Consider the following 24216-nt stretch of genomic DNA (forward strand, 5'->3'; position numbering starts at 1 on the left):
GTTCCTCGTCACGTATTCCAGTAGTCGGCGATCGGCGCGAGCCGGTGCGGCGGCACCGCCGGCAGGCCGTCGAGGCAGCGCCGCACCGCCGCGTAGTCGTGCCGCAGGTAGGCGATCTCGGCGAGATAGGGCAGCACCCGCATGCGCGGAAAGCCGCAGTCGATCGCTTTTTTCAGCATCGCGTCGGCGTCGTCGAGGCGGCCGGTCTCGAACGCGAGGCGGCCGCGCAGCCGCCACAGCGCGCCGTCGAGCGGCTGGTGGCGCAGCGCGCACACCGCGTGTGCGTCGCCCTGCTCGAGCGCGTTGCGGTAGACGTCGCCTTCGACGAGACGCGCGTAGACCAGCTCGCAATACAGTTCGGCGAGCGTCTTGTCGACGCGGCAGCGTTCGTCGTCGGACAGCCGCCGCGCGAGCCGCGCACGTTCGACGTCGATCTGCTGCGTGACGCGCTTCTCGCTCTTGTCGAGCATGCCGTAGGCGAGCAGGCGCACGTCGTCGGCCGGATCGTTCAGCAGCCCGTGCAGGATCGGGCTGGCGGCGCGCACCGGCATCGTCTGCATCGCGACGAGCGCGGTCACGCGGCGGCCGACCGCCGCCTGCCGGTTCAGCAGGCCTTCCTTCACCTGGTGTTCCTGCGCATACGAGAGCGTCGCGAGCAGGTGCGGTGCGAACTGCGGCTCGCGCACGAGCGCGATCAGCGCGCCTTCGTCGAGACGCGGAAACGCGAACGCGCGCAGGCGCGCGGCGAGGCGCGCAATCGCGTCGGCCGCGCAGCGGCCGGCCTCGCGCGACGCGAGCAGCGCGCGCCCGCCCGGCCACGCCGGTCGCCGACGCGGCGAAGCGGGCGGCGCGGGTGGCGCGGGTGGCGTGGGCGGCGCGGCGCGGGTGGTGCGGGCGCGGGCGTTGCGCGACGCACGCGGGGCAGGGTCACGCGAGGTCATCACGGTCGGCCAGCAGTTGGCGCAGCACGCCGTCGGACGGCGCGCCGGCGAGCGGCGCCCAGCGCGCGACGATGCGCGCGTCCGTGAAGCCGACTCCGAAGCGGTTGTGCACGTCGGCTTCGATCTGTTGCAGCTGCGCGTCGACGGCGACCTCGTCGCACAGCGGCATCAGGAACAGCAGCGCGCACGTGCCGCCGGCACGCACGATCCACTGCACGTGAAAGTCGAGATTGGTCCGCTCGATGTGATCGAAGATCGCCTGCGCCTGGTGGCTCGCGTCGAACCGCAGCCGCACCACGGACGACGCGATGCCGCTCGTGCGCTGCAGGTCGGCGAGCCGCGCATATTCGAGCGCGAAGTCGTACGGGCAATCCGGGAACGCCTGCAGCACGTCGCGCGTGACGGCCGCGTGACGCACGCCGTTCGCGTAGTAGCTGCCCATCACGAACATCAGCTGCAGGTTGTCGGCGGTCAGCGCGAGGAACGGCAGCTGCGACACGACGAGCATGCCGATGACTTCGTCGCCGGCGCCGATCAGCGGCGCGCACGCGACGTAGCGGGTGTGTGCGCGGTCGCGCGCGTCGAGCGACTGCAGGTGCGCGAGCGCGAGCTCGTCGAGCGCGGCGACGACGAGCGGATCGTCGGCGTCGAAATCGAACGGCGCGCCGGTCGCGGCGACGGGCACGGCGGCCGGTACGCCGTCGTGCAGCGCGTGGATCTGTGCCGCCTCGAGCTGGCACGCGTGCGTGACGGTGTCGAGAAAGCGCTGCGCGCCGGGCAGCGCCGCGTCCGGGCCGGCGTCGTCGTGCAGCATCATCGCGCGCAGCCGCGCGAGCGCGTCGCGCAGCGTCGACGGCCGAACCAGCAGGTCCTGCTCGAGCTGGTCGTGCGACAGCCGCAGCAGGTACTGATTGTTCGTCAGCACGGACAGGCGTTCGCTCAGGTAGGCGTTCGACACGCGTGCCTGCGACAGCCGTGTGGCCCACGTGTCGCTGAACTGGCCGGCGACCAGCATCGTGATGAAGCCGCCGACGAAGAAGTCGCGCGGAAACACGTCGGCGAGCGGCAGGCGTGCATAGAACACCCCCCATGCGACGCACAGCAGCACGCCGCCGCCGAGGCCGGCGACGGTGCCGTAGCGCAGTGCGACGAACAGCGGCAGCAGCCACATCCACGGGAACGCCTTGCCGATCAGCAGCGGATCGGCGGGGGACAGCACGCGGCACAGCGCGAAGACGACGACGGACAGCACCAGCGTTTCGAGCGCGACATACGCCGCCGCGTGGTCACGCGGCAGCAGCGACGCGAAACGCGCGGCCGACGCACGCCGCGCGAAGCGCGCGCGCAGGCCGGGGCGCCGGTCGCGCGGCGGCGCGTCGGCCTGCGCGTCCATGCCCGCGTCGAGTCGTGTCGATTTGGTGTCAAGGGCCATCGCTTAACCTCGCGCATCCGGATCGTTGTCGTGTGTAGCGGCCGTGCGGGCCGTGTGCCTGCCGTCCTCCCGAGCCTCACGGTGCCGGACCCGGAATCGTCAGCACGTCGCCCGCGGGCAGCACAATGCTGGAGATCGGCTGACCGCCGCAGGCTTCGACGCCGGCGTCGAAGCTGACGCCGATCACCGGTACGGTGACGGCCTGCGCCGTCGATGCTGCCCCTCGCGGAAACGCAAATAACGTACCAGTGATCGGGCCACCTTGCGCAAGCGCGGACGGACGGTGCGCCGCGGCAGCGCGCACGCTGAATCGCTCGAATTTCGTTTCATCGCTGATACATCTGCACCCGTATCGGTGCGCCGCGGGCCGGCGCGGCCTGCCGCGCACATGTGGGGCGGCATCTGCCGGGTGCGCGTGCAACGGGATCGCGCATTGCCGTCGCCGCCGGCCGTCGGCGCGTGGCGCAGGCCGGCTTGCGGCGGCGCGTAACAGATGTGCAACAGCGTGCGGCAAGGGTTCGCATTGTCCGCATGCACTACGGGAAAGTCCGCCCCGACGTTTCGTGATCCTGCAAGGTTCCCGCCTTGAACTTCGAAATGTCTTGGTCTATTTCTTCATCCAAGGCATCGCGCTTTCATGCGCGATCGATTCGACAGCGCGGCGCGTTCGTGTGCTTCGGGACACGGAAACAGGGAAGGCGCGCCGCGACGCAAGAATGACAACACAGGGGTTCGCAGTGCAAAGCCAACAGCCGTTGGGCCCGGGGGGCATGGTCATGTTGGGGAGGATTCGACGTCGCCTGGTCGGCGCGAGGACGCTCATTGCGTGTCTCGCGCCGCTGTCGGCGTCGGCGCAGGCCGCTTCTCTCGACACGGCTCCGCTTCCAGCCGATTCCGCCACCACGTTCGCGGCGCCGCTTGCCACGGCCGACGCGGGCGAAGCGCGCGCGGGCGCCGCCGGCGCGGCCGTCGCGCCGCTTCCCACCTTCGCGTTCTTCTATGGTGCGCACGTGCCGGTCGTCGCGCTGTCGTCGTTCGGCAGCGTCGTCGTCGAGCCCGACAGCGACTTCGACCCGGGTGCGGCCGACACGTCGCGCACGACGTGGCTCGCCTACGTGAGCGTCGGCGAAGTGACGGCCGCGCGCCGGTATTTCAAGGACATCCCGAAGGCATGGCTGCGCGGCGAGAATCGCGCGTGGGGCTCGGCGGTCGTCGATCAGGCGATGCCGAAATGGCCGGCGTTCTATGTCGAGCACGTGATCGCGCCGCTGTGGGCGCGCGGCTTTCGCGGCTTCTTCCTCGATACGCTGGACTCCTACCAGATCATCGCGAAGACCGATGCCGAGCGCGCGCGTCAGCAAGCGGGCGTGGTCGCGGTGATCGACGCGATCAAGGCGCGCTTTCCGACCGCGCGGCTGATCCTGAATCGCGGCTTCGAGCTGCTGCCGCGCGTGCATGCGAGCGTGTATGCGGTCGCGTTCGAGTCGCTCTATCGCGGCTGGAACCAGGCGCAGCAGCGCTATACCGAAGTGACGCCGGCCGATCGCGCGTGGCTGATGCTGCAGGTGAGCGCCGCGAAGGCGTACGGCCTGCCGGTCGTGTCGATCGACTATTGCCCGCCGGCTGACGACGCGTGCGCGCACGACACCGCGGCGCGGATCCGCGCGGCCGGCGTGATTCCGTACGTGACGGGGCCGGCGCTCGACGTCGTCGGCGTCGGCGCGTTCGCGCAGGGGCTGCGCGCGGCGGCGCTCGCGGCACGCGAGGCCGTGCGCGCGGAACGCCGCGACGCAGCGCCGGCGGCCGGTCGCGCGCCATTCGTCGACATGGGGGCCGACCGTGCAATCTGACCGCAAACGAATCGTTTCGCCGCTCGGCATCGCGGGCTTCGGCGCGGCCGTCGCGCTGTCGCTCGTCGCGGTGTTTCCGCGGGGCACGCTCGAACGCGCGCTGCTCGACAGCCGCGAGACCGACATGCTCACCGTCGCGTATCTGCGCGCGTGGCTGCGCGCCGACCCGAACAACGCGCATGCCGTCGAGCAACTCGCGCGCGAATACATCGGCGAAGGCCGCTACGACGATGCGGAGCGGCTCATCGCGCAACTGCGCGCGTCGCCGGATGCCGACGTCAGGCTGCGCGCGCTGCTGTCCGGCATCGGCCTTGCCGAGCAGCGGCTCTACGCGCTGCCGGAAGGCGCGCCCGAGCGCATCGGCCGGATCGCGCGACTCGATGCACTGCTCAACGATGCGCTGAACGCGCCGTTGTCGCCGGCGCAGCTGCAGATGCTCGCGGTCAAGGCGACCGCGCTGAACGACGGCGGGCTCGCCGCGCGCTGCTACCATCGCCTCGCGATGCGCGAGCCGGCGCGCGCGATCTTCTGGCTCAACAAGGAATCGGCTGCGCAGCTCGCGGGCGGGCACTACCGCGAGGCCGCCGACGCGGCGTTCGCGGCGAGCGAGCGCGCGACGTCGAAAGCCGAGCGGCGCACGCTGTTCTTCGCGGGGCTGCGGGCGCTGCAGGGCGGCAATCTGCTCGGCGATGCGATGCTCGCCGCGCGCGAGCACGTCGGCGAGCTCGCGACCGATGCGCGCACGCTGCGCTTCCTGATCTCGCTGGCGATGGCGGCGGGCCGACCCGACCTGGCCGCCGACTACACGAACCAGCTCATGAACCTGCACGGCGCGTCGAAGCGCGCGGACGCGGCGCCGTCGGCGGCGCGCCGCGACGCGGCCGACGCGCCGCGCCTCACGCTCGCGGTATGGCGCTGGCGCGACGGGCCGCACGTCGTGCGCGTCGCGCAGGCGGCGAAGGCGCCGGGCGAGTCGGCCGACGAGGCCGACGAGGCCAACGACGTCGCGCCGTCGGCGGCGGAGAAGGCGGCGAAGCCCGGGAACGCGTCCGGCGAAGCGGCCGAGCCGTCCGACGAGGAACTCGCATTCAAGGTCTACCTGCAGAACAGCAAGCTGCGCGAAGCGGAGGAGGTCGCGCGCCATGCGCTCGCGCGCGACCCGAATTCCGTCGTGTGGCACGAGCGGCTCGCGCAGGTCGCGACCTGGAACAACCGGCCGCGCGTCGCGCTCGACGCGTACCTGTGGCTCGCGAAGACGCGCAACGACGAAGCGTCGTGGCAGCAGGTGCTGCGGCTCGCGCCCGCGCTGCGCGACGATCGCGCGCTGCTCGCCGCGATGCAGCACGAGCTCGAGCGGGGCGGCGCGAAGGTCGATCGCCGCAAGCAGCTCGAATGGATCGATGCGTACGTCGCGATCCAGGTGGGGCGCGCCGACCCGGGCGCGGCGATCCGCTTCCTCGCGATGCAGGCGCACGGCGCGCTGCGCCAGCCGGTGCTGGAACGCACCGCGGCGCTCGCGGAGCGCACCGGCGACGACGCGCTGGCGTTGCGCACCTGGCAGACGCTCGAGCACGACTACGGCCCGAACCCCGCGTATGCGACGAAGATCGCGGTGGCGCTGTACGGCCAGCATCGCTATGCGGAGGCGCTCGCGGCGCTGGAGAAGGCGAAGCCCGCGGCAGGCACGGCGGCGAACACCGACGCGTACTGGCGGCTGTATGCGACGCTCGGCAAGCTGGCCGGCAAGCCGGACGTGGTCGTCGAGGGCTCGCGGCACCTGCTGAAGGGCGGCCGCGAAACGCCGGGCGACCTCGAGCAGATGATCGACGCGCTCGACGATCAACCGCTCGACGCGGGCCGCGTCGCCGAATTTGCGTACCGCCGCACCGGCGAGCTGCGCGACCTGCGGCGCGCGGTGTACTACTACACCCGCGCCCGCGCGTACGAGCGCATCGCGACGCTGCTGAATTCGCTGACGCCCGCGCAGGCGGCCGCCGCGGAACGCGATCCGCAATACCTGATGGCGCGCTCGCAATACTGGCGGCTCGTCGGCGAGCCCGCGCGGGCGATCGACGACGTGCGCGCGGTGCTGCGCATCCAGCCCGACGATGCGAACGCGCAGGTCGCGCTGATCTGGCTGCTGAACGACGCGGGCAGCGCGAGCGAACTGCGCGCCGCGCTGCGCGCGTACCGGTCGCGCGCGACCGCCGACACGCCGCTCGCGGCCGCGTATGCGGCGGCCTACCTGCAGCTCGGCGATGCGCGCGCCGCGCTGCATTTCCTGCGCCTGAACCTGCCGTCGCATCGCGACGACATGCTGTGGCGGCTGACGGTCGCCGATGCGCTGGAGCTCGACGGGCAGACCGACGAGGCGTGGCAGATCCGGCGCACCGCATGGAAGAAGCTGCATCGCGAGCGGATCGAGCAGCGCCGGCCGCCTCGGATGACGCCGGACGAATACGACATGGCGCGCGTGCGCTTCATCGCGCTCACCGACCGCTTCGCGGGCGGCGATGCGTCGAAGCGGCTGCTGATCGAGCTGCTGCGCCGCGACGAGCAGGCGGGTGCCGCGCCGGCGTCGAAGGCGGCGGCGGATCTCGGCGACCTGTCGATGCTGCCGCCGGCGACCGCCCAGTCGCTGACCCGCCGCGACGAGCGCAATTCGGCGGTCGCGAGCGAGGCGCTGCTCGCGTGGAGCCAGTCGCACGACGCGTACGAGTTCGAGCGCGACTGGCTCGCGTGGCGCTACACCCGTCACCTGTCGCAGCCGTCGTACGCGAAGGCCGCGCTCGCGCTCGCGGACGACGATCCGGCGAAACTGACGCAGATGCTCGACGATCCGACCGATCCGATGCCGGTCGCGACGCAGATCGCCGTCGAGCAGCGCGCGGGCCGCGTCGAAGCGGCGCAGCAGGATGCGGCGCGGGCGCAGAACCTGCTGCCGGACAACGACGCGATGCATGCGACCTACGTCGATGCGGTGATGCCGACCGCGCAGGCGATCGCGCCGGGCTTCCGGTATCTGCATACGGGGCCGCTGCTGTTCTACGAGACCAGCATCGGCGCGGGCGTGCGCATCACGCCGACGCTCGCGTTCGCGTTCCGCTACGTCGACCGCGCGCAGCACGGCGACGCGTCGCTGCCCGGCGTGCCCGGCAAGGACCGCAACTTCGAGGGCGTGCTGCGCCGCTACGGCACGATCGATCGCGAAGCGCTCGTGCTCGGCCGCCGCAATGCGCTGCGCGACTTCACGACGGTGCGCATCGAAGGCGCGCTGTTCGAGGGCCGGCCGCTGAGCTTCAGCTATTCGCTCGGGCGCAACCAGGAAGCGACGGAATCGTCGCAGCTGCAGGTCGGCGGCGTGAAGGACAACGTCGTCGGCGCGGTCGCGTTCCAGCCGGACCCGCACGTCTTCACGCGGGCGCGCGTCGAATACGCGCGCTTCTACGGGCAGGACCGCTCGTACCTCGGCCACGGCACGCTGATCACCGCGGACGGCGGCTACAAGCTGCGCATCGCGTATCCGGACTTCACGGTGCGCGTCGCCGTCACGCACGGCGCGTACACCGCGAACGGCACGCCGGGCGCGCTGCTGCAGCAGATGGCGCCGAACGGCGTGCCGCTGACGGCGCCGCTGTTCGTGCCGCGAAACTTCACGCAGGTCGCGCTGCTCGGCGGCTTCGGCAACGGGCTGCTCGACGGCTATTCGCGCCGCTGGCGGCCGTTCCTCGAGGTCGGCCCGCTGTACGACTCGAATGCGAAGTGGGGCGAGCGCGTGACGGCGGGCGTCGTCGGCAGCGTGCTCGGCCACGACCAGCTCGGCCTCTACATCACCCATGCCAGCGCGTCGTCGAACCAGTCGACGCCCTTCACCGAAGTCGGCATCCGCTATCGCTGGATGTATTGACCCGTCAAGCAAGGAGAGCGAAATGAACGAGAGCGCATCGCCGCATGCGGCGGACAAGCCGGCGCGGCACGGAAGGACCGCCCGCCGCTGGTGGCTGGCGCTGGCCGCGGCGGGCGCGCTGCTCGCCGGCTGCGCGCAGGTCGACAGCGGCCCCGTGTCGCCGTTCGAGGCGAACGGCGGCAACAGCGACCTGCGCATGGCGAACACCGGCTGGGCCGTCCTGCCGATCGAGAACAACACCGAGACCGCGAACGCCGGCCAGCGCGCGGCGTCGATCGTCGCGGGCTTCCTGCGCGCGCAGGGCTACACCGACGTGCGCGAGTATCGCGCGCCCGGCGACGACGGGATGTTCGTCGACTGGACCGGCACGGACGTCGGCAAGGCGAAGAAGTGGGCGACCGACAACCACCTGCGCTACGGGCTGACGGGTGCGGTGAACGAGTGGCGGTACAAGGTCGGGGTCGACGGCGAGCCGGCGATCGGCATCGCGCTGCAGATCATCGACCTGCAGACCGGCGCGGTGGTGTGGAGCGGCACCGCGAGCCGCACGGGCTGGAGCCGTGATGCGGCGACGAGCGTCGCGCAGGGGCTGGTGCGGCAGTTGCTGACGCCCGTCGTCGGGTCCGGCGAGCGGCGCGCGCGGTCGTAGCGTGCGTGCGGCGCCCGGGCGGGCGCCGCATGGAGGGGTGAAGCCGGAGGCGGGCGGGGCGCCCGGCCTCCGGTTGCGTCACGCGCGCGGCGCGCGACGCATCACGGGGATCAGAAGCCCCAGTAGCAGACCGTGCCCTGGCCGGCGCTCGCGTCCGACACGTACGGCGAGAAGCCGTTCGAACGGGCCGACGTGTATGCGCTCGACGCGTCGGCGGTGTTCGTGCACGAGCCGACGTAGTCGACGGTCGCGATCCAGAACGGATGGCCGCCCGGCGCGAGGTTCATGCTCTTCCAGTTCAGCAGTTCCTGCTCCGCGCCCTGGTCGTAGCTCGGCTGGTAGACCTCTTCGTGCGCGACGCCGTCGAGCAGGCTCGCGTACTTCACGCCGCCGGTGGTGCCGAGGCGCGTGACGTCGCTGGTCGCGTTCTGCATCACGATCAGCAGGTTCGGATATTTCTGGCGCAGCTTGCGCACGAGGTCGAGGCCGCCCTGGCTGCACGACGCGTCGCACGGGCCGTTGCTGGTCGACGTGCCGTGCTCGACGATTTCCATGTTGTCGAGATAGAAGCCGTCCGCACCCTGCGCGACGAGACGCGGCGCAACGTAGTTGAGGATCAGGTTCTGGTAGTCGGCGTTGCCGACGTTCATCCACGTCTCGTCCGAATAGCCCTGGTACGAGCCGAGCTGTGCCGTCTTGTTCGCGCCGCACGACACGAAGCCGCTCGGCGCGCTGTTCCAGTAGTCGCGCCAGTGCTCGCACGAGCCGAGGTTCAGGTAGCTCAGCACCTTGTTCTGGCCGTTGTTCTTCAGCGTCGCGACCTGGGCGGCGGTGAAGTTGCCGGTGCCCGGATCGAGGTCGATGTCCATCACGCGGAACGTGGTGGCCGCGCGGTTCAGGTCGAGACCCGACGCGTCGCCGTAGTAGGTCATCCACGGCGCGGCAACCGGGAAGCCGGGGCCGCTCGTCGCGGTCGTGGTCGTGGTTGTCGTGGAGCCGGAGGTCGTGCCCGACGTCGTGCCGGAGGTCGTTCCGGACGTCGAGGTCGAGCCCGTCGACGACGTGGAGGTCGAGCCGCCCCAGCCGCCCCAGCCGCCGTTCCATTTCAGGGCGCTGGCGGATTGGGTGCCGCCGTCGTCGCCGCCGCAGGCGGCCAGCATGACGGGGAGGATCAGGGAGAGAGCCAACGGGGCAATCTTTCGCATCGGTAGATTCCTGTTCAATGTGGTGCGGAGGCCGGTTGCGCGCAACCGGAGGACACCCCCTGACACAACGCCGCGACGAAACGGCGCGCGCGACGACGCGGCGCCCGTGAGGGTGCGCAGCTGCAATCAGGGGAATCGGCAAGCGACGTTCGACGGGCCTGCCGTGACACCGACAGAGCCGAACGCGTGGCGGCTTTGGACGCCGCCAACTCTCCGCCGTCGCACGCAACCGCCGCGCGCCGGGCTGATGGAGAGAGCAAGATTGTTATTAATAAGACCAATCGATAATTAAATCGGATGATTTAAATCAATTGGAGACCGACTTTAACCGAGCAGGATTTTTTCGAAGGTAACGAGATGTATACCGCGTAACAACACGTAAGAACAGAGGAATGGGCGCAGAAAAGCGCGATGCCGCGCGGTGCCGGTGCATCGCGCGGCATGCGTCGGATTTCGTATGAACGCGAAGGAATTACCGCTCGTTACGGTTTCTGTTACAAGTCGGCCTGCGCACCGCGCGCCGGGCGATACGGCCCCCAGCGATTCGCGCGCGCGAACGTGCCGACGTCGTTGAAGCGCACGCCGGCTTCGCGCAGCGCCGCATGCGCGGTTTTCGCCGTGAGCTGGCGAATATAGAAGGGGTCGCGCACCACGAAATGGTGGATCGCATGCGTGCTGCCGAAGTTGAAGCAGAACAGCTGAAAGGGCAGCATCCACCACGGATTGAGCACCTGCGTCTGCTGGATCACGTTGCGCGAATCGATGTCGCCGCAGTAATGCATGTTCGAGCTGACGAAATTGATGCAGAAGCTGCGCACGAAGTTCGGCGCGAGCCAGACCACCGCGAGGAAATCGACGACGCGCATCGCGTGCTCGACGAACGGCGGCACGGCGACCGCATGGCCGAATGCACCAAGCGCGAACAGGCCGACGTGGTAGACGATGAACGCATGCCACAGCGCGTAGTACAGGTGCCCGACCGGCAGGTACGACGATCCCTGCTCGATACGCAGCCGCGCGCGTTCGGATGCGTGCTGCACGGGCTGCGCGGCGACGTACTGCGTGAGCTTGCGGCGCATCGCGGCCGGGCGCAGCGCGACCGCGAGCATCCCGTCGGCGAGCATCAGCAGGCGCTTCACGCCCCAGCGCTCGCCGTTGGTGATCCCGAACTCCTCGAGGTCCGATTCGCCGCCGGACACCTTGTGGTGATGCAGGTGCATGCGCCGCCGCGTCCACGGATTGATCGTGCCGGGCCGCGCGAGCCAGCACAGCGCCATCATCAGGTGGTACGCCCACGGCGTCCTCTTGAAGTACATCAGGTGGATCAGGTCGTGTTCGAGCTCGTGGATCAGCGACGTCGCGAACGCGGCGAGCGGCAGCGCGACGTACCACGCGAGCGCGCCGCGCGCATGCAGCCACGCGATCGCGAGCAGCGCTGCGACGCACACGGCCATCACGCCCGCGCCGACGAGGTTCTGGTTATCGAGCAGCGGAAAGCGCGCGCGAATCGCGTCGCTCGCCGCGTTGACCTCGCGGCGCACGTAGGCGACTTTCTCCGCGTCGTTGCGGAACGTGATGCGGGCTCGCTGGCTCATCGACCGGTTTCCTGCAAAAGAGTGGGGCGCTATGCCGATGCGTCAAGCATAGGCGTGCGCCACACGGCGCGCGAGGGCCGGCGGTGCCAATGGCGGTGTCATTTCGGGCCATTGCGGGCCGTTGCCTTCGACGCGCGTGATGTTCATGCGGCAGAGGTTGGGGCAAGATGCCGGGGTGACATGCCGCGGCCCGATCCGGGGCGAAGCGAGGAGGCGATGCGTTGCCGCTCGTCGCGCGCTGTCCGGCTCCCGCGACAATGAGGTTTGCGATGCATTACCTGCCCGACGATGTCTACCGCCTGCTCTCGCACGTTCCGTCCCTCAGGTTGAACCGGCCCGCTTCGGCCGAACGGTTCCTGGCGGACGTCGTCGACGCCGGCGCCGAACTCGAGCATGTGCTGCGCGGCTATCCGCAGGTGCGGTACGCGCCGCTCGACTTCCATTACGTGTGCCAGCAAAGCCTGTCCGCGCTGACGGATGCGCTGCTGGCCGACCTGACCCGGCATTACGTGTGGCCGGGCATCAACTGGGCTGCGCTGCTGATTGCGCTGTCAGGCGATGCGCGTTATCTGCCGCATCTCGACGCGACCCGGCACGATCCGGCCGTCCGGTGGGTGACCGGGCTCGCCGACGCTGCGTTGCACCCTGACGCGCCCGAGGCGGCGTCGCCGTGCTGCCGGTTGATCGTTCGCCTGCGGGAGCAACTTGCCCCGTTGCCGCGCGTCGTTGTGCGGTTGCGGGCGCTTCCCGCGCAGGACGTGCTGGCGGCCCGGGCGGCTGCCGTTCGCGCCGCCTATCGCCGTGGCGACGTCGACGCCGCGCTGGCGATCGCGCGCGACCGGAGCGCGTCATGAACGCGCGTCTTGCCGCGTCACACGATCGCGATCCAGTTCGCGCCGCGTCCGCCGGGCACGCGCGTGCGCAGCGACAGCGCGCCGCTCTCGGGCGCGATCGCATACACCGACACGTGCTCCGAGCGCTCGCCGCACGCGACGAGAAACCGCCCCGACGGATCGATCGCGAAGCCGCGCGGCTGCATTTCGGTGTCGGTCGCGTGCACGGCTTCGAACGCGCCGTCCGCATGGCGGCGATAGCAGATGAGCCGGCTCGTCGTGCGCTCCGACACGTAGGCGAAGCGCTCGTCCGGGCTCAGGTGCAGGTCGGCGGCCCAGACGGCCGGCTCGGCCGGCGCCGGCGGCCGAGCGTGGCCCGGCGCGAGTTGCGCGAGCATCGCCGGGCGCGGCGTCACGCGTGCGTCGCCGAGCCGGCCGCTGTCGGGGTCGCGCGCGAACACGGCGAGCCGGGCCTCGAACTCGCCGACCGCGACGAGCATCCGGCCGTCGCGCGACAGCCGCAGGTGGCGCGGCCCGAAGCCGCGTTCGACGCGCGCCTCGCCGCGCTCGATCGCGCGCAGGCCGCGCATGTCGTGGGCCAGCTCGAAGCAGAAGATCCGGTCCGAGCCGAGCGAGCTGACGTACGCGAAACGGTCGTCCGCGGACACGATCACCGCATGCGCGTTCGGGATGCCGCCGATCACCTGCAGCGGCACGCCGTCGCCGTCGCGCACGCGCGCGGCGTCGTAGACGCTCAGCGCGTGTCCGCCGTACGACGCGCCCAGCAGCCACCGGCCGCTGCCGTCGAGCGTCAGGTACGCGAGGCTCGCGTCGATCGCGGCCGACGCGACGCGCGTGAGCGCGGCGGCGCCCGGATCGACGTCGAACGCGACGATCGACGGCCGCTCGCCGCGCGTCGCCGCGTACAGCCGCGAACCGTCGGCGCTGCGCGCGAGCGGCATCACGGCGTCGCCGGCCGGATGCCGGCCGAGCGGCGCGAGCGTGCCGCCGGCGTCCAGGGAGAAGGTGGCGAGATCGCCGTCGACGGCGTTCGAGACGATGACGGTCAGGCGGTCAGTGTTCGGCATGGCGGAGCATCGGGGAGGAGGTGAGCGGTTCGTCGGCCGGCAAGCCGCGCGGCGGGTCGCCGCGCCGGTGCGTGCGGGCGAACAGCGCGGCGAGCGCGGCGACGAGCGACGCGATCGCGAGCGCATACAGGCCGCCCGTGATCGAACCCGTATGTTGCTTCAGATAGCCGAACGCCGTCGGCGCGACGAAGCCGCCGAGGTTGCCGATCGAGTTGATCAGCGCGATCACGGCCGCGGCGACGCGCGTGTCGAGGTAGCCCTGCGGGATCGGCCAGAACAGCGACGACGCGGCCTTGAAGCCGAGCGCGGCGAAGCAGATCGACGCGAACGACCACACCGGATCGTGCGACGTCGACGCGAACAGCCCGCACGCGGCCAGCACGAGCGCGCACGCGAGCCAGCGCTGCGGATGCTTCCATTTCGCGGACAGCACCGCGAAGCCGTACATCGCGCCGATCGCGATCATCCACGGAATCGTGTTGTACAGCCCGACCTGGAAGTCGGTGAGGCCGCCCATCCTGCGGATGATCGTCGGCAGCCAGAAGGTCGCCGCGTAGATCGTCAGCTGGATCGAGAAATACAGGAAGCAGAACAGCGCGATCTGCGGATCCTTCAGCAGCGCGAGCGCCGGCACGTGCACGCGCGAACGCACGTCGCGCTTCGCGCGCTCGTCGTCGAGCGCGTGTTCGAGCGCGCTGCGCTCGTCCGGCGTGAGCCACGTCGCGTCGCGGATGTGCGACTTCAGCAGCAGCCAGCTCGCGCCGCACAGCACGACCGAGAACAGCCCTTCGATCAGGAACATCCACTGCCAGCCCTGCAGGCCGAGGCCGCGGACCGACAGCAGCGCGCCCGTGAGCGGGCCGGACAGCACCGACGCGAACGCCGAGCCGCCGAGGAAGATCGCCATCGCCTTGCCGCGCTCCTGCGGCGGCAGCCATTGCGTCAGGTACAGCACGACGCCGGGGAAGAAGCCGGCCTCGGCCGCGCCGAGCAGGAAGCGCAGCACGTAGAACGACGTGTCGTTCCACACGAACGCCATCGACGCCGCGACGAGGCCCCACGTCGCCATGATGCGCGCGAGCCATACGCGCGCGCCGTAGCGCTGCATCAGCAGGTTCGACGGGACCTCGAACAGCGCGTAGCCGACGAAGAACAGCCCGGCGCCGAGCCCGTAGGCGGCCGCGCCGATGCCGATCGACGCCTCGAGATGGCGGTCGACGAAGCCGACGTTGACGCGGTCGATGTAGTTCGCGATGAACATGATCAGCACGAGCGGCAGCACGTGCCATTTCACTTTGGAGACGGCGGACGCGAGCGGGTCGCGGCCGGATCGGGCGGGCGAGGGCGGGTTCAAGGGTGTCTCCGGTCGGGGCGACGGCGTTTGGGGCGCTGGCGCGGCGAGGTTATGTAGTATGTCGTCGTATGACATGTTACGCTCAGGCGCGCTCGCCGGCGTCGCGGGTTTACCCGGGAAGTTGCAGGTTTCCGGGTTTCGTTGCGATCGGATCGGCTTGGAAGAGTCGATTTGATATCTGATGACGTATGACATGGTTAGCCTGTCGGGCACCGGATTGCCGCTGCCCCGGCGGCGCGGTATTGACGGCCGTGCTCGCCGTCGCGTCAAAATATCGGGTGATCGACGCGACCGGCAGCGGCTCCAGCGCCACGCCGCGTTGCAGAACAGGGAAACGGACGATGCGGGCACTCGACGGCCGACGGCACTTCTTCGCGTTCAACGGCGACGCGGACGGCCTGTGCGCGCTTCAGCAACTGCGGCTCGCCGAGGGCGAGCGGGGCGCGCTCGTCACCGGCGTGAAGCGCGACGTGCGCCTGCTGGCGCGGGTCGACGCGCGCGCGGGCGACCGGGTCACCGTGCTGGACGTGTCGCACGACCAGAATCGCGACGCCGTCGCCCGGCTGCTGCGCGACGGCGTCGCGATCCGCTATTTCGACCATCACTTCGCGGGCGCGCTGCCGGACGATCCGGGTTTCGACGCGCATATCGACACGGCGGCGGACGTGTGCACGAGCGCGCTCGTGAACCGCTACCTCGGCGGCGCTCACGTGCACTGGGCGATCGTCGCGGCGTTCGGCGACGAGCTGCCGGCGCTCGGCGACGCGCTTGCGCACGCGCACGGCATCGACGCGGAGCACGCGCGCACGCTCGCGGCGCTCGGGCGCTACCTGAACTACAACGCGTACGGCGACTGCGTCGGCGACCTGCATTTCGATCCCGCGGCGCTGGCCGACGCGATGCTGCCGTGCGCCGAGCCGCTCGACTTCGTGCGCGGCACGCCGGTGTTCGCCGCGCTGCGCGACGGCTGCCGCGACGACCTGGCGCGCGCCCGCGCGCTGGCGCCGCTGCGCGAGGTGCCGGGCGCGACGCTGATCCGGATGCCCGATCAGGCGTGGGCGCGGCGCGCGACGGGCATGCTCGCGAACGAGCGCGTGCGCAATGCGCCCGGTGTCGCGCTCGCGGTGTTGTCGCCGCGCGCGGACGGCGGGCTTTGCGTCAGCGTGCGCGTGCCCGACGGCCGGCCGCTCGGCGCCGACGACTTCTGCCGCACCTTCCCGACCGGCGGCGGGCGCAAGCGCGCCGCCGGCATCAACCACCTGCCGGAAGCGGAATTCGACGCGTTCGTCGCGCGCTTCGAGGCGGCGTTCCGGCTGGACTGACGTCGGGTCGCGTTCGGCCGCACGCAGGGGAGCGTTACTCCTGCGCGGCGGCCTGCGCGCGCACGGCCGCGTCGCATTCGGCCGCTTCCGCGCGAATCCAGTCGCGCACCTCGGCCACCTCGCGCCGCGGCGTCGGGTCGCGCTGGTACAGCCAGTACGCGTAGCCGTTCTGCGGGGCGGGCCGGCGCGGCCCGAGCACCGTCAGCCGGCCGTCCGCGAGCATCGGCGCGACGAGCGCGAGCCGCCCGAGCGCGATGCCCTGGCCGGCGATCGCCGCCTGGATCACCTGGTCGTACTGGTTGAAGCGCAGCACGCTCTTCGGGCGCGCGTCGCCGAGCCCGACCGCGCGCAGATGGTCGTGCCACTGCAACTGCGTCTGCGGCTGCCCGTCGAATTCGAGCAGCACGTGGCCCGCGAGCGCGGCGGCATCCGCGATCGGCCGCGTCGCATGCGCGGGGTGCGCGACCGGCACCACCGTCTCGTCGAACAGGTGCAGCGCGCCTTCCGGCGCACGGTCGAGGGGCGCGTAGCGAATCCCGAGGTCGATGCCTTCGGCGCGCAAATCGAGTACCTTGTCGTTCGCGGCGACGCGCAGGTCGATCTCCGGATGGCGAGCCTGCAGCCGGCCGAGCCGCGGCAGCAGCCACAGCGCCGTGACGCCGATGCTCGCGGTGATCGTGACCGGCTGGCGCTCGCGCGCGGCGGTGAGCGTGCCGACGGCGTCCTGCAGGCTGTGCAGCGCGGCGTCGGCGATGCGGAACAGGCGCTCGCCTTCGGGCGTGAACGCGATCTTGCGGTAGCCGCGCTGCAGCAGCGCGACGCCGAGATGCGCTTCGAGCGCATGCACCTGGCGGCTGACCGCGGATTGCGTCACGCACAGATCCTGCGCGGCGAGCGTAATGCTCATGCGGCGGCCGACGGCGACGAAGCCGCGCACGAGGTCCAGAGACGGGAGACGGACGAGAGGCGTTGACATGCGTTGGATTCATGCGAACGAAGCAGCAAGATTGGTTGAGTTTGCGCGATGCGTCAAGTTCGGCCCGCGCGAGGAGACACGATGACGGATTCGAACGAGGCGGCCGGCGCGTTGCCGCCCGAGCCGGTCACGCTGCGCGCGGCGGACGGCTACGTGCTGCGCGGTCACGCGTGGCGGCATACAGCTTTGCATGGGACTGGAGTAAGCGCTAAAGCGCCAACTCCAGTCGACAGCGGCGGCGCGGCCGGACGGCCGGTCACCGTCGTGAATTGCGCGACGTCGGTGCGCTGCGACTATTACTTCCGCTTCGCCGCATGGCTGTTCGCGCACGGGCGCGACGTGCTGGTCTACGACTATCGCGGCATCGGCGGGTCGCGGCCCGCGCGGCTCGCCGGGCTGCGCGCGAACTGGCTCGACTGGGGGCGGCTCGATTGCGAGGCCGCATTGCAGTACGCGCGCGACGCGTTTCCCGGCCAGCCGCTCGACGTGGTCGCGCACAGCATCGGCGGCTTCGCGCTCGGGCTGGCGGCGTCGAATCGCCGGGTGCGGCGCGTGCTGACGGTCGGCGCGCAGTACGCATACTGGCGCGACTACCTGCCGGCCGAGCGGCGGCGCATGTGGTGGAAGTGGCACGTCGCGATGCCGATGCTCGCGGCGGCCTGCGGCTACGTGCCGGCCAAGCGCCTCGGCTGGATGGAGGACACGCCGCGCGGCGTCGCATTGTCGTGGGCGCGGTCGCGGCCGCGCTTCGAGGACGCCTATGCGCGCGCGCCGCACGCCGAGCACGTCGCGAGCCGCGCCGAGCTGCCCGAGCGCTTCGCGGCGCTCACCGCGCCGATGCTCGCGATCGGGCTCGACGACGACGCATTCGGCACCGTCGCCGCGATCGAGCGGCTGATCGGTTACTACACGGGCAGCGACGTCACGCATCTGCGGATCGCGCCGCGTGATATCGGCGTCGATGCGATCGGGCACTTCGCGTTCTTCCACAGCCGCTTCGCCGGCACGCTGTGGCCGGTCGCACTGCACTGGCTGCAGCACGGCGCGCTGCCGGCCGATGCGCCGGGCGTCGTCCATGCGCGCCACGCGGCGGCGCGGGCGTGGCATGCGCCGGCGGGCACGGTCGTGCGCACGGCGATCGATTAACATCAGACCTTTCGTCCTGCCGGTCCCGCATCGATGCCCAATCCGTCCGTTCCCGATTCCGCCTGCGACGCGCCCGCCGCGCATCGTGCCTATCGTGCGCATCCGCTCCACGTGCCGGCGGCCGCGCGCCGCGCGGGCGTGCAGGTCGTGCGCGTCGATTTCGACTGGCAGGTGCCGCTCGCGTCGCCCGCGTATGCGGCGTTGAGCGACGCCGAGCGTGCGCGGGCAGGGCGCTTTCTGCGATCGCAGGACGCGGTGCGCAGCGCGGGCACGCGCGTCGCGCTGCGCGACGTGCTCGGCGCGCAGCTCGGCATCGCGCCGCATGCGGTGGCGCTCATCGTCGGCGAAGCCGGCCGCCCGGCGCTCGATCCCGCGCATCACGCGCATCACCCGCCGCTCGACTTCAACGTGTCGCACGCGGGCGATCACGCGCTGATCGCGTGGTCGGCCGACTGCCGGGTCGGCGTCGACATCGAGCGCTGCGACCGCGCGACCGACTGGCGCGGGTTGACGCGCGAAGTGTGCACGCCCGGCGAAGCCGCCTATCTCGACGCGCTGCCGGACCCCGCGCGCGCGGACGCGTTCATGCACGTGTGGTCCGCGAAGGAAGCGCTGCTCAAGGCGCTCGGCACCGGCATCGGCGGCGGGCTGCGGGCGTTTGCGGTGGTGCCGCCGCGCGATGCGGCGACGCCGGCGGTGGAGGTCGTCTCGCCCGCCGCGCCCGCGGCCGGCGTGGCCGGCTTCGACGCGGCGTGGCTCGACGCGGCGCCCGGCTACGCGGCGTGCGTCGCGTGGACGCGCGCGTGAGCGCCGCTCATTCGAGCGGCGTGTCGTTCGGCGCCGCGTAGCGCGCCTTAATCACGTCGCTCATCGGGAAGTCGAACGACAGCCCCTTCGGCGGCACCGGCTTCATGAACCATTTGTCGTACAGCGCATTGATCTCGCCGCTCTTCATCGCCTGCGCGAGCACGCCGTCGACGAGCGCCTTGAACTGCGGATCGTCCTTGCGCAGCATGAAGCCGTAGGCCTCCGACGATTGCGGCGTGCCGACGATCGTCCAGTCCGCCGGTTTCGCGGCGAGCTGGCGCACGCCCGCGAGCAGCACGTCGTCCATCATGTACGCGACCGCGCGGCCCGATTCGAGCGTGAGGCGCCCCTCGCCGTAGTCCTTCGCGCTGATGATCTGCATGTTCATCTTCTTTTCCTCGTTCATCCTGCGCAGCAGCCGCTCGGACGTCGTGCCCTGGTTCGTCACGACGGTCTTGCCGGCCAGGTCGGGGAAGTCGCGGATGCCGGACGTCGTGCGCGTGAGCAGGCGCGTCGTCGCGACGAAGAAGGTGGTCGAGAACGCGACCTGCGCGTGACGCGCGGCGAGATTCGTCGTCACGCCGCATTCCAGGTCGACCGTGCCGTTCTGCACGAGCGGCATGCGGTTCTGCGACGTGACCGGGATGAAGCGCACCTGCAGGTCCGGCTTGCCGGTGCGCGCCCTGACCGCGGCGATCACGCGGTCGCACAGGTCCTGCGAGAAGCCGATCACCCTGCCGCTCGCGTCGACGTACGAGAACGGCACCGACGTCTCGCGATGGCCGATCGCGATCACGTTGCTTTGCTGGATCTTCGCGAGCGTGCCGGAGAGCGGCTCCGCGGCGAGCGGCGCGCAGGCCGCGGCGCAGGCGGCGGCGAACGTGCAGCGGGCGAGCAGGGCGGCGAAACCGGACCAAGGGGACGAACGGGACGGGGTGTTCATGGCGACTTCTCCAAAGCGGATGGTATGAATCGTATGTTGCCAAGACAAAAATAATCGCAACATGTGATAAATGCCGATCCAGGGCGCGCCGGCCTGCGGACCGTTCCGGGCATCAGGGAAACTCCCGAGTCGAAATCGGGGGAAAACGGGTTGTCTAGACAAGTTCGGATGGCTACACTGCATCCATCTCGAACTTGTCTAGACAGGATTGCTCACATGATTACGCTGACCCCCGGTTACCTGACCCTCCCGCAACTGCGCAAGATCGCCCGCGAACCGGTGCAGCTCGTGCTCGACCCCGCCAGCTTCGCGAAGATCGACGCCGGCGCGAAGGCGGTGGCCGACATCGCCGCGAAGGGCGACCCGGCCTACGGCATCAACACGGGCTTCGGCCGCCTGGCGAGCACGCACATCCCGCACGATCAGCTCGAACTGCTGCAGAAGAACCTCGTGCTGTCGCACGCGGTCGGCGTCGGCGAGCCGATGGCGCGCTCGTCGGTGCGCCTCTTGATGGCGCTGAAACTGTCGAGCCTCGGCCGCGGCCACTCGGGCATCCGTCGCGAAGTGATGGACGCGCTGATCAAGCTGTTCAATGCGGACGTGCTGCCGCTGATCCCGGTGAAGGGCTCGGTCGGCGCGTCGGGCGACCTCGCGCCGCTCGCGCACATGTCGGCCGTGCTGCTCGGCGTCGGCGAAGTGTTCATCCGCGGCGAGCGCGCGAGCGCGGTCGACGGCCTGCGCGTCGCGGGCCTCGCGCCGCTCACGCTGCAGGCGAAGGAAGGCCTCGCGCTGTTGAACGGCACGCAGGCGTCGACGGCGCTGGCGCTCGACAACATGTTCGCGATCGAAGACCTGTACCGCACCGCGCTCGTCGCGGGTGCGCTGTCGGTCGACGCGGCGGCCGGCTCGGTGAAGCCGTTCGACGCGCGCATCCACGAGCTGCGCGGCCACCAAGGCCAGATCGACGCGGCCGCGTCCTACCGCGACCTGCTGGAAGGCTCGCCGATCAACCAGTCGCACCGCGACTGCGACAAGGTGCAGGACCCGTACAGCCTGCGCTGCCAGCCGCAGGTGATGGGCGCGTGCCTGGACCAGATGCGCCATGCGGCCGACGTGCTGCTGGTCGAGGCGAACGCCGTGTCGGACAACCCGCTGATCTTCCCGGACACCGGCGAAGTGCTGTCGGGCGGCAACTTCCACGCGGAACCCGTCGCGTTCGCGGCCGACAACCTCGCGCTCGCCGCATCGGAAATCGGCGCGCTGGCCGAGCGCCGCATCGCGCTCCTGATCGACGCGACGCTGTCGGGCCTGCCCCCGTTCCTCGTGAAGGACGGCGGCGTGAACTCGGGCTTCATGATCGCGCACGTGACGGCGGCCGCGTTGGCGTCGGAAAACAAGACGCTCGCGCACCCGGCGTCGGTCGACTCGCTGCCGACCTCGGCGAACCAGGAAGACCACGTGTCGATGGCGACGTTCGCCGCGCGCAAGCTCGCCGACATCGCGGACAACACGAAGCACATCCTCGCGATCGAACTGCTGGCCGCCGCGCAGGGCGTCGACCTGCGCGCGCCGCATCACACGAGCCCGAAGCTGGCGCCCGTGATGGAGACGATCCGCAGCAAGGTCGCGCACTACGAGCTCGACCACTACTTCGCGCCGGACATCGCGGTGATCGCGAAGCTGGTTGGCGAGCGCGCGTTCGCGAAGGTCGCGCCGTTCTCGTTCGCGTCGGAACAGTAAGCCCATGAGCGCACCGGTCTACCAGGAGATCAAGGATTTCATCCTGGCCCGCATCCACGCCGGCGAGTGGGAGGAGGGTGACCAGGTGCCGTCCGAGAACGAGCTGGCCCGCGAGTTCAAGGTCGCGCGCATGACCGTCAACCGCGCGCTGCGCGAGTTGACGGCCGAGCAGGTGCTCACGCGGATGAAGGGCGCGGGCACCTACGTCGCGCGGCCGAAGTACGAGTCGACGCTGGTGGCGATCCGCAGCATCTCGGAAGAGGTGGCCGCGCGCGGGCACGCGCATCGCGCGAGCGTGCTCGGCCTCGAGATCGTGAGGGCCGACGAGGCGCTTGCGGACGAGATGCAGGTTGCGGTGCGCGCGAAGCTGTTTCACTCGCAGGTGCTGCATTTCGAGAACGACGAGCCGGTGCAGCTCGAAGAGCGATGGGTGAATCCGGCGGTCGCGCCGGATTACGCCGAGCAGGATTTTACGAACACGACGCCGAACCAGTACCTGATGCGCGCGGCTCCGCTGCAGCGCGTCGAGTACCGGATCGAAGCGGCCGCACCCGCGCCGGAGCGGCGCGAGCAGCTTCGGATGGACGACGTCGAACCGTGTCTGGTTTTACATCGGCGCACCTGGTCGCAGGGCGTCGTCGCCTCGGTGGCGAATCTGTGGCATCCCGGCAGCCGTTATCGCTTCACCGGGCATTTCTGAATCTGTTGATTTTCCATTTCCCTCGGGAGCAGTCGTCATGAACCATCCGAAACACATCGATCCCCGTCTCGATCCGACGCGCACGATCCGCGCGCCGCGCGGCAGCGAGAAGACTTGCAAGACCTGGCTCGCGGAAGCCGCGTACCGGATGATCCAGAACAACCTGGACCCGGAAGTCGCCGAGCACCCGCATGCGCTCGTCGTGTACGGCGGCATCGGCCGCGCGGCGCGCAACTGGGAGTGTTACGACCAGATCCTCGCGTCGCTGAAGGACCTGAACGAGGACGAGACGCTGCTCGTGCAATCGGGCAAGCCGGTCGGTGTGTTCCGCACGCACAAGGATGCGCCGCGCGTGCTGCTCGCGAACTCGAACCTGGTGCCGCACTGGGCGACCTGGGACCACTTCAACGAGCTCGACCGCAAGGGCCTGATGATGTACGGCCAGATGACGGCCGGCAGCTGGATCTACATCGGCAGCCAGGGCATCGTTCAGGGTACCTATGAAACCTTCTTCGCGGTCGCGAACCAGCACTTCAACGGCGACCCGTCGGGCCGCTGGATCCTGACGGGCGGCTTGGGCGGCATGGGCGGCGCACAGCCGCTCGCGGCGACGATGGCCGGCTTCTCGATGATCGCGGTCGAATGCGACGAGACGCGCATCGACTTCCGCCTGAAGACCCGCTACGTCGACAAGAAGGCGACGACCCTCGACGAGGCGCTCGGCATGATCGAGGAAGCGAAGCGCACCGGCAAGCCGGTGTCGATCGGCCTGCTCGGCAACGCGGCCGACGTGTTCACGGAACTGGTCGAGCGCGGCATCACGCCGGACTGCGTGACCGACCAGACGAGCGCGCACGACCCGATCAACGGCTACCTGCCGCAGGGCTGGACGGTCGCGCAATGGCGCGAAGCGCAGAAGGTCGATCCGCAGAGCATCGTGAAGGTCGCGAAGCAGTCGATGGCCGTGCAGGTGCGCGCGATGCTGGCGCTGCAGCAGCGCGGCGCGGCGACGCTCGACTACGGCAACAACATCCGCCAGATGGCGCTGGAAATGGGCGTCGAGAACGCGTTCGACTTCCCGGGCTTCGTGCCGGCGTACATCCGGCCGCTGTTCTGCGAAGGCAAGGGCCCGTTCCGCTGGGTCGCGCTGTCCGGCGATCCTGAGGACATCTACAAGACCGACCAGAAGGTGAAGGAGCTGATCCCCGACGATCCGCACCTGCACAACTGGCTCGACATGGCGCGCGAGCGCATCGCGTTCCAGGGCCTGCCCGCGCGGATCTGCTGGGTCGGCGTGAAGGATCGCTACCGCCTCGGCCAGGCGTTCAACGAGATGGTCAAGAACGGCGAGCTGAAGGCGCCGATCGTGATCGGCCGCGATCACCTCGACACGGGTTCGGTCGCGAGCCCGAACCGCGAGACGGAATCGATGAAGGACGGCTCGGACGCCGTCAGCGACTGGCCGCTGCTCAACGCGCTGCTGAACACCGCGGGCGGCGCGTCGTGGGTGTCGCTGCACCACGGCGGCGGCGTCGGGATGGGCTTCTCGCAGCACTCGGGCGTCGTGATCGTCGCGGACGGCACCGCCGAAGCGCACGAGCGTCTCGGCCGCGTGCTGCTGAACGATCCGGCTACGGGCGTGATGCGCCATGCGGATGCCGGCTACGAACTCGCGCAGCAGACGGCCCGCGAAGCCGGCCTGAAGCTGCCGATGCTCGGCCGCTGAGC

The 24216-nt window shown here is 70.3% G+C and carries 19 protein-coding genes; 10 read left to right on the top strand and 9 right to left on the bottom strand.

The window, feature by feature from the left end; translation table 11 throughout:
- Positions 1-8 precede the first annotated feature (8 nt).
- From HWX31_RS31690 to HWX31_RS31700, 3 genes are all read right to left on the bottom strand, one after another.
- Positions 9-941 (bottom strand): lipopolysaccharide N-acetylglucosaminyl transferase, encoded by a 933-nt coding sequence (locus tag HWX31_RS31690; RefSeq protein WP_175934007.1) that lies wholly within the window; start codon positions 939-941, stop codon positions 9-11.
- Positions 928-2373 carry a PelD GGDEF domain-containing protein gene (locus HWX31_RS31695; RefSeq protein WP_174963377.1) on the bottom strand — a complete coding sequence of 482 codons (1446 nt, stop codon included), beginning with the start codon at positions 2371-2373 and terminating at the stop codon, positions 928-930. Before HWX31_RS31695 ends, HWX31_RS31690 begins: the two co-directional genes overlap by 14 nt.
- A gap of 76 nt (positions 2374-2449) precedes the next feature.
- Positions 2450-2677 carry a hypothetical protein gene (locus HWX31_RS31700; RefSeq protein WP_174963379.1) on the bottom strand — a complete coding sequence of 76 codons (228 nt, stop codon included), beginning with the start codon at positions 2675-2677 and terminating at the stop codon, positions 2450-2452.
- A gap of 472 nt (positions 2678-3149) precedes the next feature.
- On the opposite strand from HWX31_RS31700, the gene HWX31_RS31705 reads away from it, so the two are divergent.
- The 3 genes from HWX31_RS31705 to HWX31_RS31715 are packed head-to-tail and all read left to right on the top strand — an operon-like array spanning position 3150 to position 8779.
- Positions 3150-4223, top strand: a complete 1074-nt coding sequence (locus HWX31_RS31705; RefSeq protein WP_415493195.1) for an endo alpha-1,4 polygalactosaminidase — start codon at positions 3150-3152, stop codon at positions 4221-4223.
- Positions 4213-8130 carry a tetratricopeptide repeat protein gene (locus HWX31_RS31710; protein ID WP_174963384.1) on the top strand — a complete coding sequence of 1306 codons (3918 nt, stop codon included), beginning with the start codon at positions 4213-4215 and terminating at the stop codon, positions 8128-8130. The genes HWX31_RS31705 and HWX31_RS31710 overlap by 11 nt, the downstream gene beginning before the upstream one ends.
- 22 nt (positions 8131-8152) lie before the next feature.
- A complete protein-coding gene (locus HWX31_RS31715; protein WP_059749891.1) occupies positions 8153-8779 on the top strand; it encodes a hypothetical protein in 627 nt (208 codons plus the stop codon).
- A gap of 110 nt (positions 8780-8889) precedes the next feature.
- Here the strand turns inward: HWX31_RS31715 and HWX31_RS31720 are convergent, their stop codons facing one another.
- Together HWX31_RS31720 and HWX31_RS31725 are read right to left on the bottom strand one after the other, a co-directional pair.
- A complete protein-coding gene (locus tag HWX31_RS31720) occupies positions 8890-9984 on the bottom strand; it encodes a glycoside hydrolase family 191 protein (RefSeq protein WP_244143896.1) in 1095 nt (364 codons plus the stop codon).
- A gap of 494 nt (positions 9985-10478) precedes the next feature.
- Positions 10479-11579 carry a fatty acid desaturase gene (locus tag HWX31_RS31725; protein WP_174963386.1) on the bottom strand — a complete coding sequence of 367 codons (1101 nt, stop codon included), beginning with the start codon at positions 11577-11579 and terminating at the stop codon, positions 10479-10481.
- Positions 11580-11848: 269 nt separating this feature from the next.
- Here HWX31_RS31725 and HWX31_RS31730 point away from each other — a divergent pair, with 269 nt between their 5' ends.
- Entirely contained in the window at positions 11849-12433 is a 585-nt protein-coding gene (locus HWX31_RS31730; protein WP_174963389.1) for a hypothetical protein, read from the top strand.
- Positions 12434-12450: 17 nt separating this feature from the next.
- Here the strand turns inward: HWX31_RS31730 and HWX31_RS31735 are convergent, their stop codons facing one another.
- On the bottom strand, positions 12451-13500 hold the full coding sequence (locus tag HWX31_RS31735) for a lactonase family protein (protein ID WP_174963390.1): 1050 nt from the start codon (positions 13498-13500) through the stop codon (positions 12451-12453).
- The gene (locus HWX31_RS31740; protein WP_174963392.1) at positions 13487-14854 is read right to left on the bottom strand and encodes an MFS transporter; all 1368 of its coding nucleotides are present in this window, start codon (positions 14852-14854) and stop codon (positions 13487-13489) included. The genes HWX31_RS31735 and HWX31_RS31740 overlap by 14 nt, the downstream gene beginning before the upstream one ends.
- A gap of 341 nt (positions 14855-15195) precedes the next feature.
- Here HWX31_RS31740 and HWX31_RS31745 point away from each other — a divergent pair, with 341 nt between their 5' ends.
- Positions 15196-16176 carry an acetyltransferase gene (locus HWX31_RS31745; RefSeq protein WP_174963394.1) on the top strand — a complete coding sequence of 327 codons (981 nt, stop codon included), beginning with the start codon at positions 15196-15198 and terminating at the stop codon, positions 16174-16176.
- A 34-nt stretch (positions 16177-16210) separates the two neighbouring features.
- On the opposite strand, the gene HWX31_RS31750 is transcribed toward HWX31_RS31745, so the two are convergent.
- Positions 16211-17152, bottom strand: coding sequence for a LysR substrate-binding domain-containing protein (locus HWX31_RS31750; RefSeq protein ID WP_174963396.1), 942 nt, complete (start codon positions 17150-17152; stop codon positions 16211-16213).
- An 81-nt stretch (positions 17153-17233) separates the two neighbouring features.
- Here HWX31_RS31750 and HWX31_RS31755 point away from each other — a divergent pair, with 81 nt between their 5' ends.
- A complete protein-coding gene (locus HWX31_RS31755; RefSeq protein ID WP_244143897.1) occupies positions 17234-18298 on the top strand; it encodes an alpha/beta hydrolase family protein in 1065 nt (354 codons plus the stop codon).
- A 33-nt stretch (positions 18299-18331) separates the two neighbouring features.
- Positions 18332-19105, top strand: coding sequence for a 4'-phosphopantetheinyl transferase family protein (locus HWX31_RS31760; protein ID WP_174963400.1), 774 nt, complete (start codon positions 18332-18334; stop codon positions 19103-19105).
- A gap of 7 nt (positions 19106-19112) precedes the next feature.
- Here the strand turns inward: HWX31_RS31760 and HWX31_RS31765 are convergent, their stop codons facing one another.
- Positions 19113-20048, bottom strand: a complete 936-nt coding sequence (locus HWX31_RS31765) for a glutamate/aspartate ABC transporter substrate-binding protein (RefSeq protein WP_244143898.1) — start codon at positions 20046-20048, stop codon at positions 19113-19115.
- A 216-nt stretch (positions 20049-20264) separates the two neighbouring features.
- Between HWX31_RS31765 and hutH the strand changes: the two genes are divergently transcribed.
- The 3 genes from hutH to hutU are packed head-to-tail and all read left to right on the top strand — an operon-like array spanning position 20265 to position 24214.
- Positions 20265-21788 carry a histidine ammonia-lyase gene (gene hutH / locus HWX31_RS31770; protein ID WP_174963402.1) on the top strand — a complete coding sequence of 508 codons (1524 nt, stop codon included), beginning with the start codon at positions 20265-20267 and terminating at the stop codon, positions 21786-21788.
- 4 nt (positions 21789-21792) lie between these two features.
- Complete coding sequence (hutC, locus tag HWX31_RS31775) at positions 21793-22488, top strand: histidine utilization repressor (protein ID WP_059609901.1); 696 nt, start codon at positions 21793-21795, stop codon at positions 22486-22488.
- Between the two features lie 37 nt (positions 22489-22525).
- Positions 22526-24214, top strand: a complete 1689-nt coding sequence (hutU, locus tag HWX31_RS31780) for a urocanate hydratase (RefSeq protein WP_059963416.1) — start codon at positions 22526-22528, stop codon at positions 24212-24214.
- Positions 24215-24216 lie beyond the last annotated feature (2 nt).

It is taken from the genome of Burkholderia ubonensis (assembly GCF_902833085.1).
GTDB classification, from domain to species: domain Bacteria; phylum Pseudomonadota; class Gammaproteobacteria; order Burkholderiales; family Burkholderiaceae; genus Burkholderia; species Burkholderia ubonensis.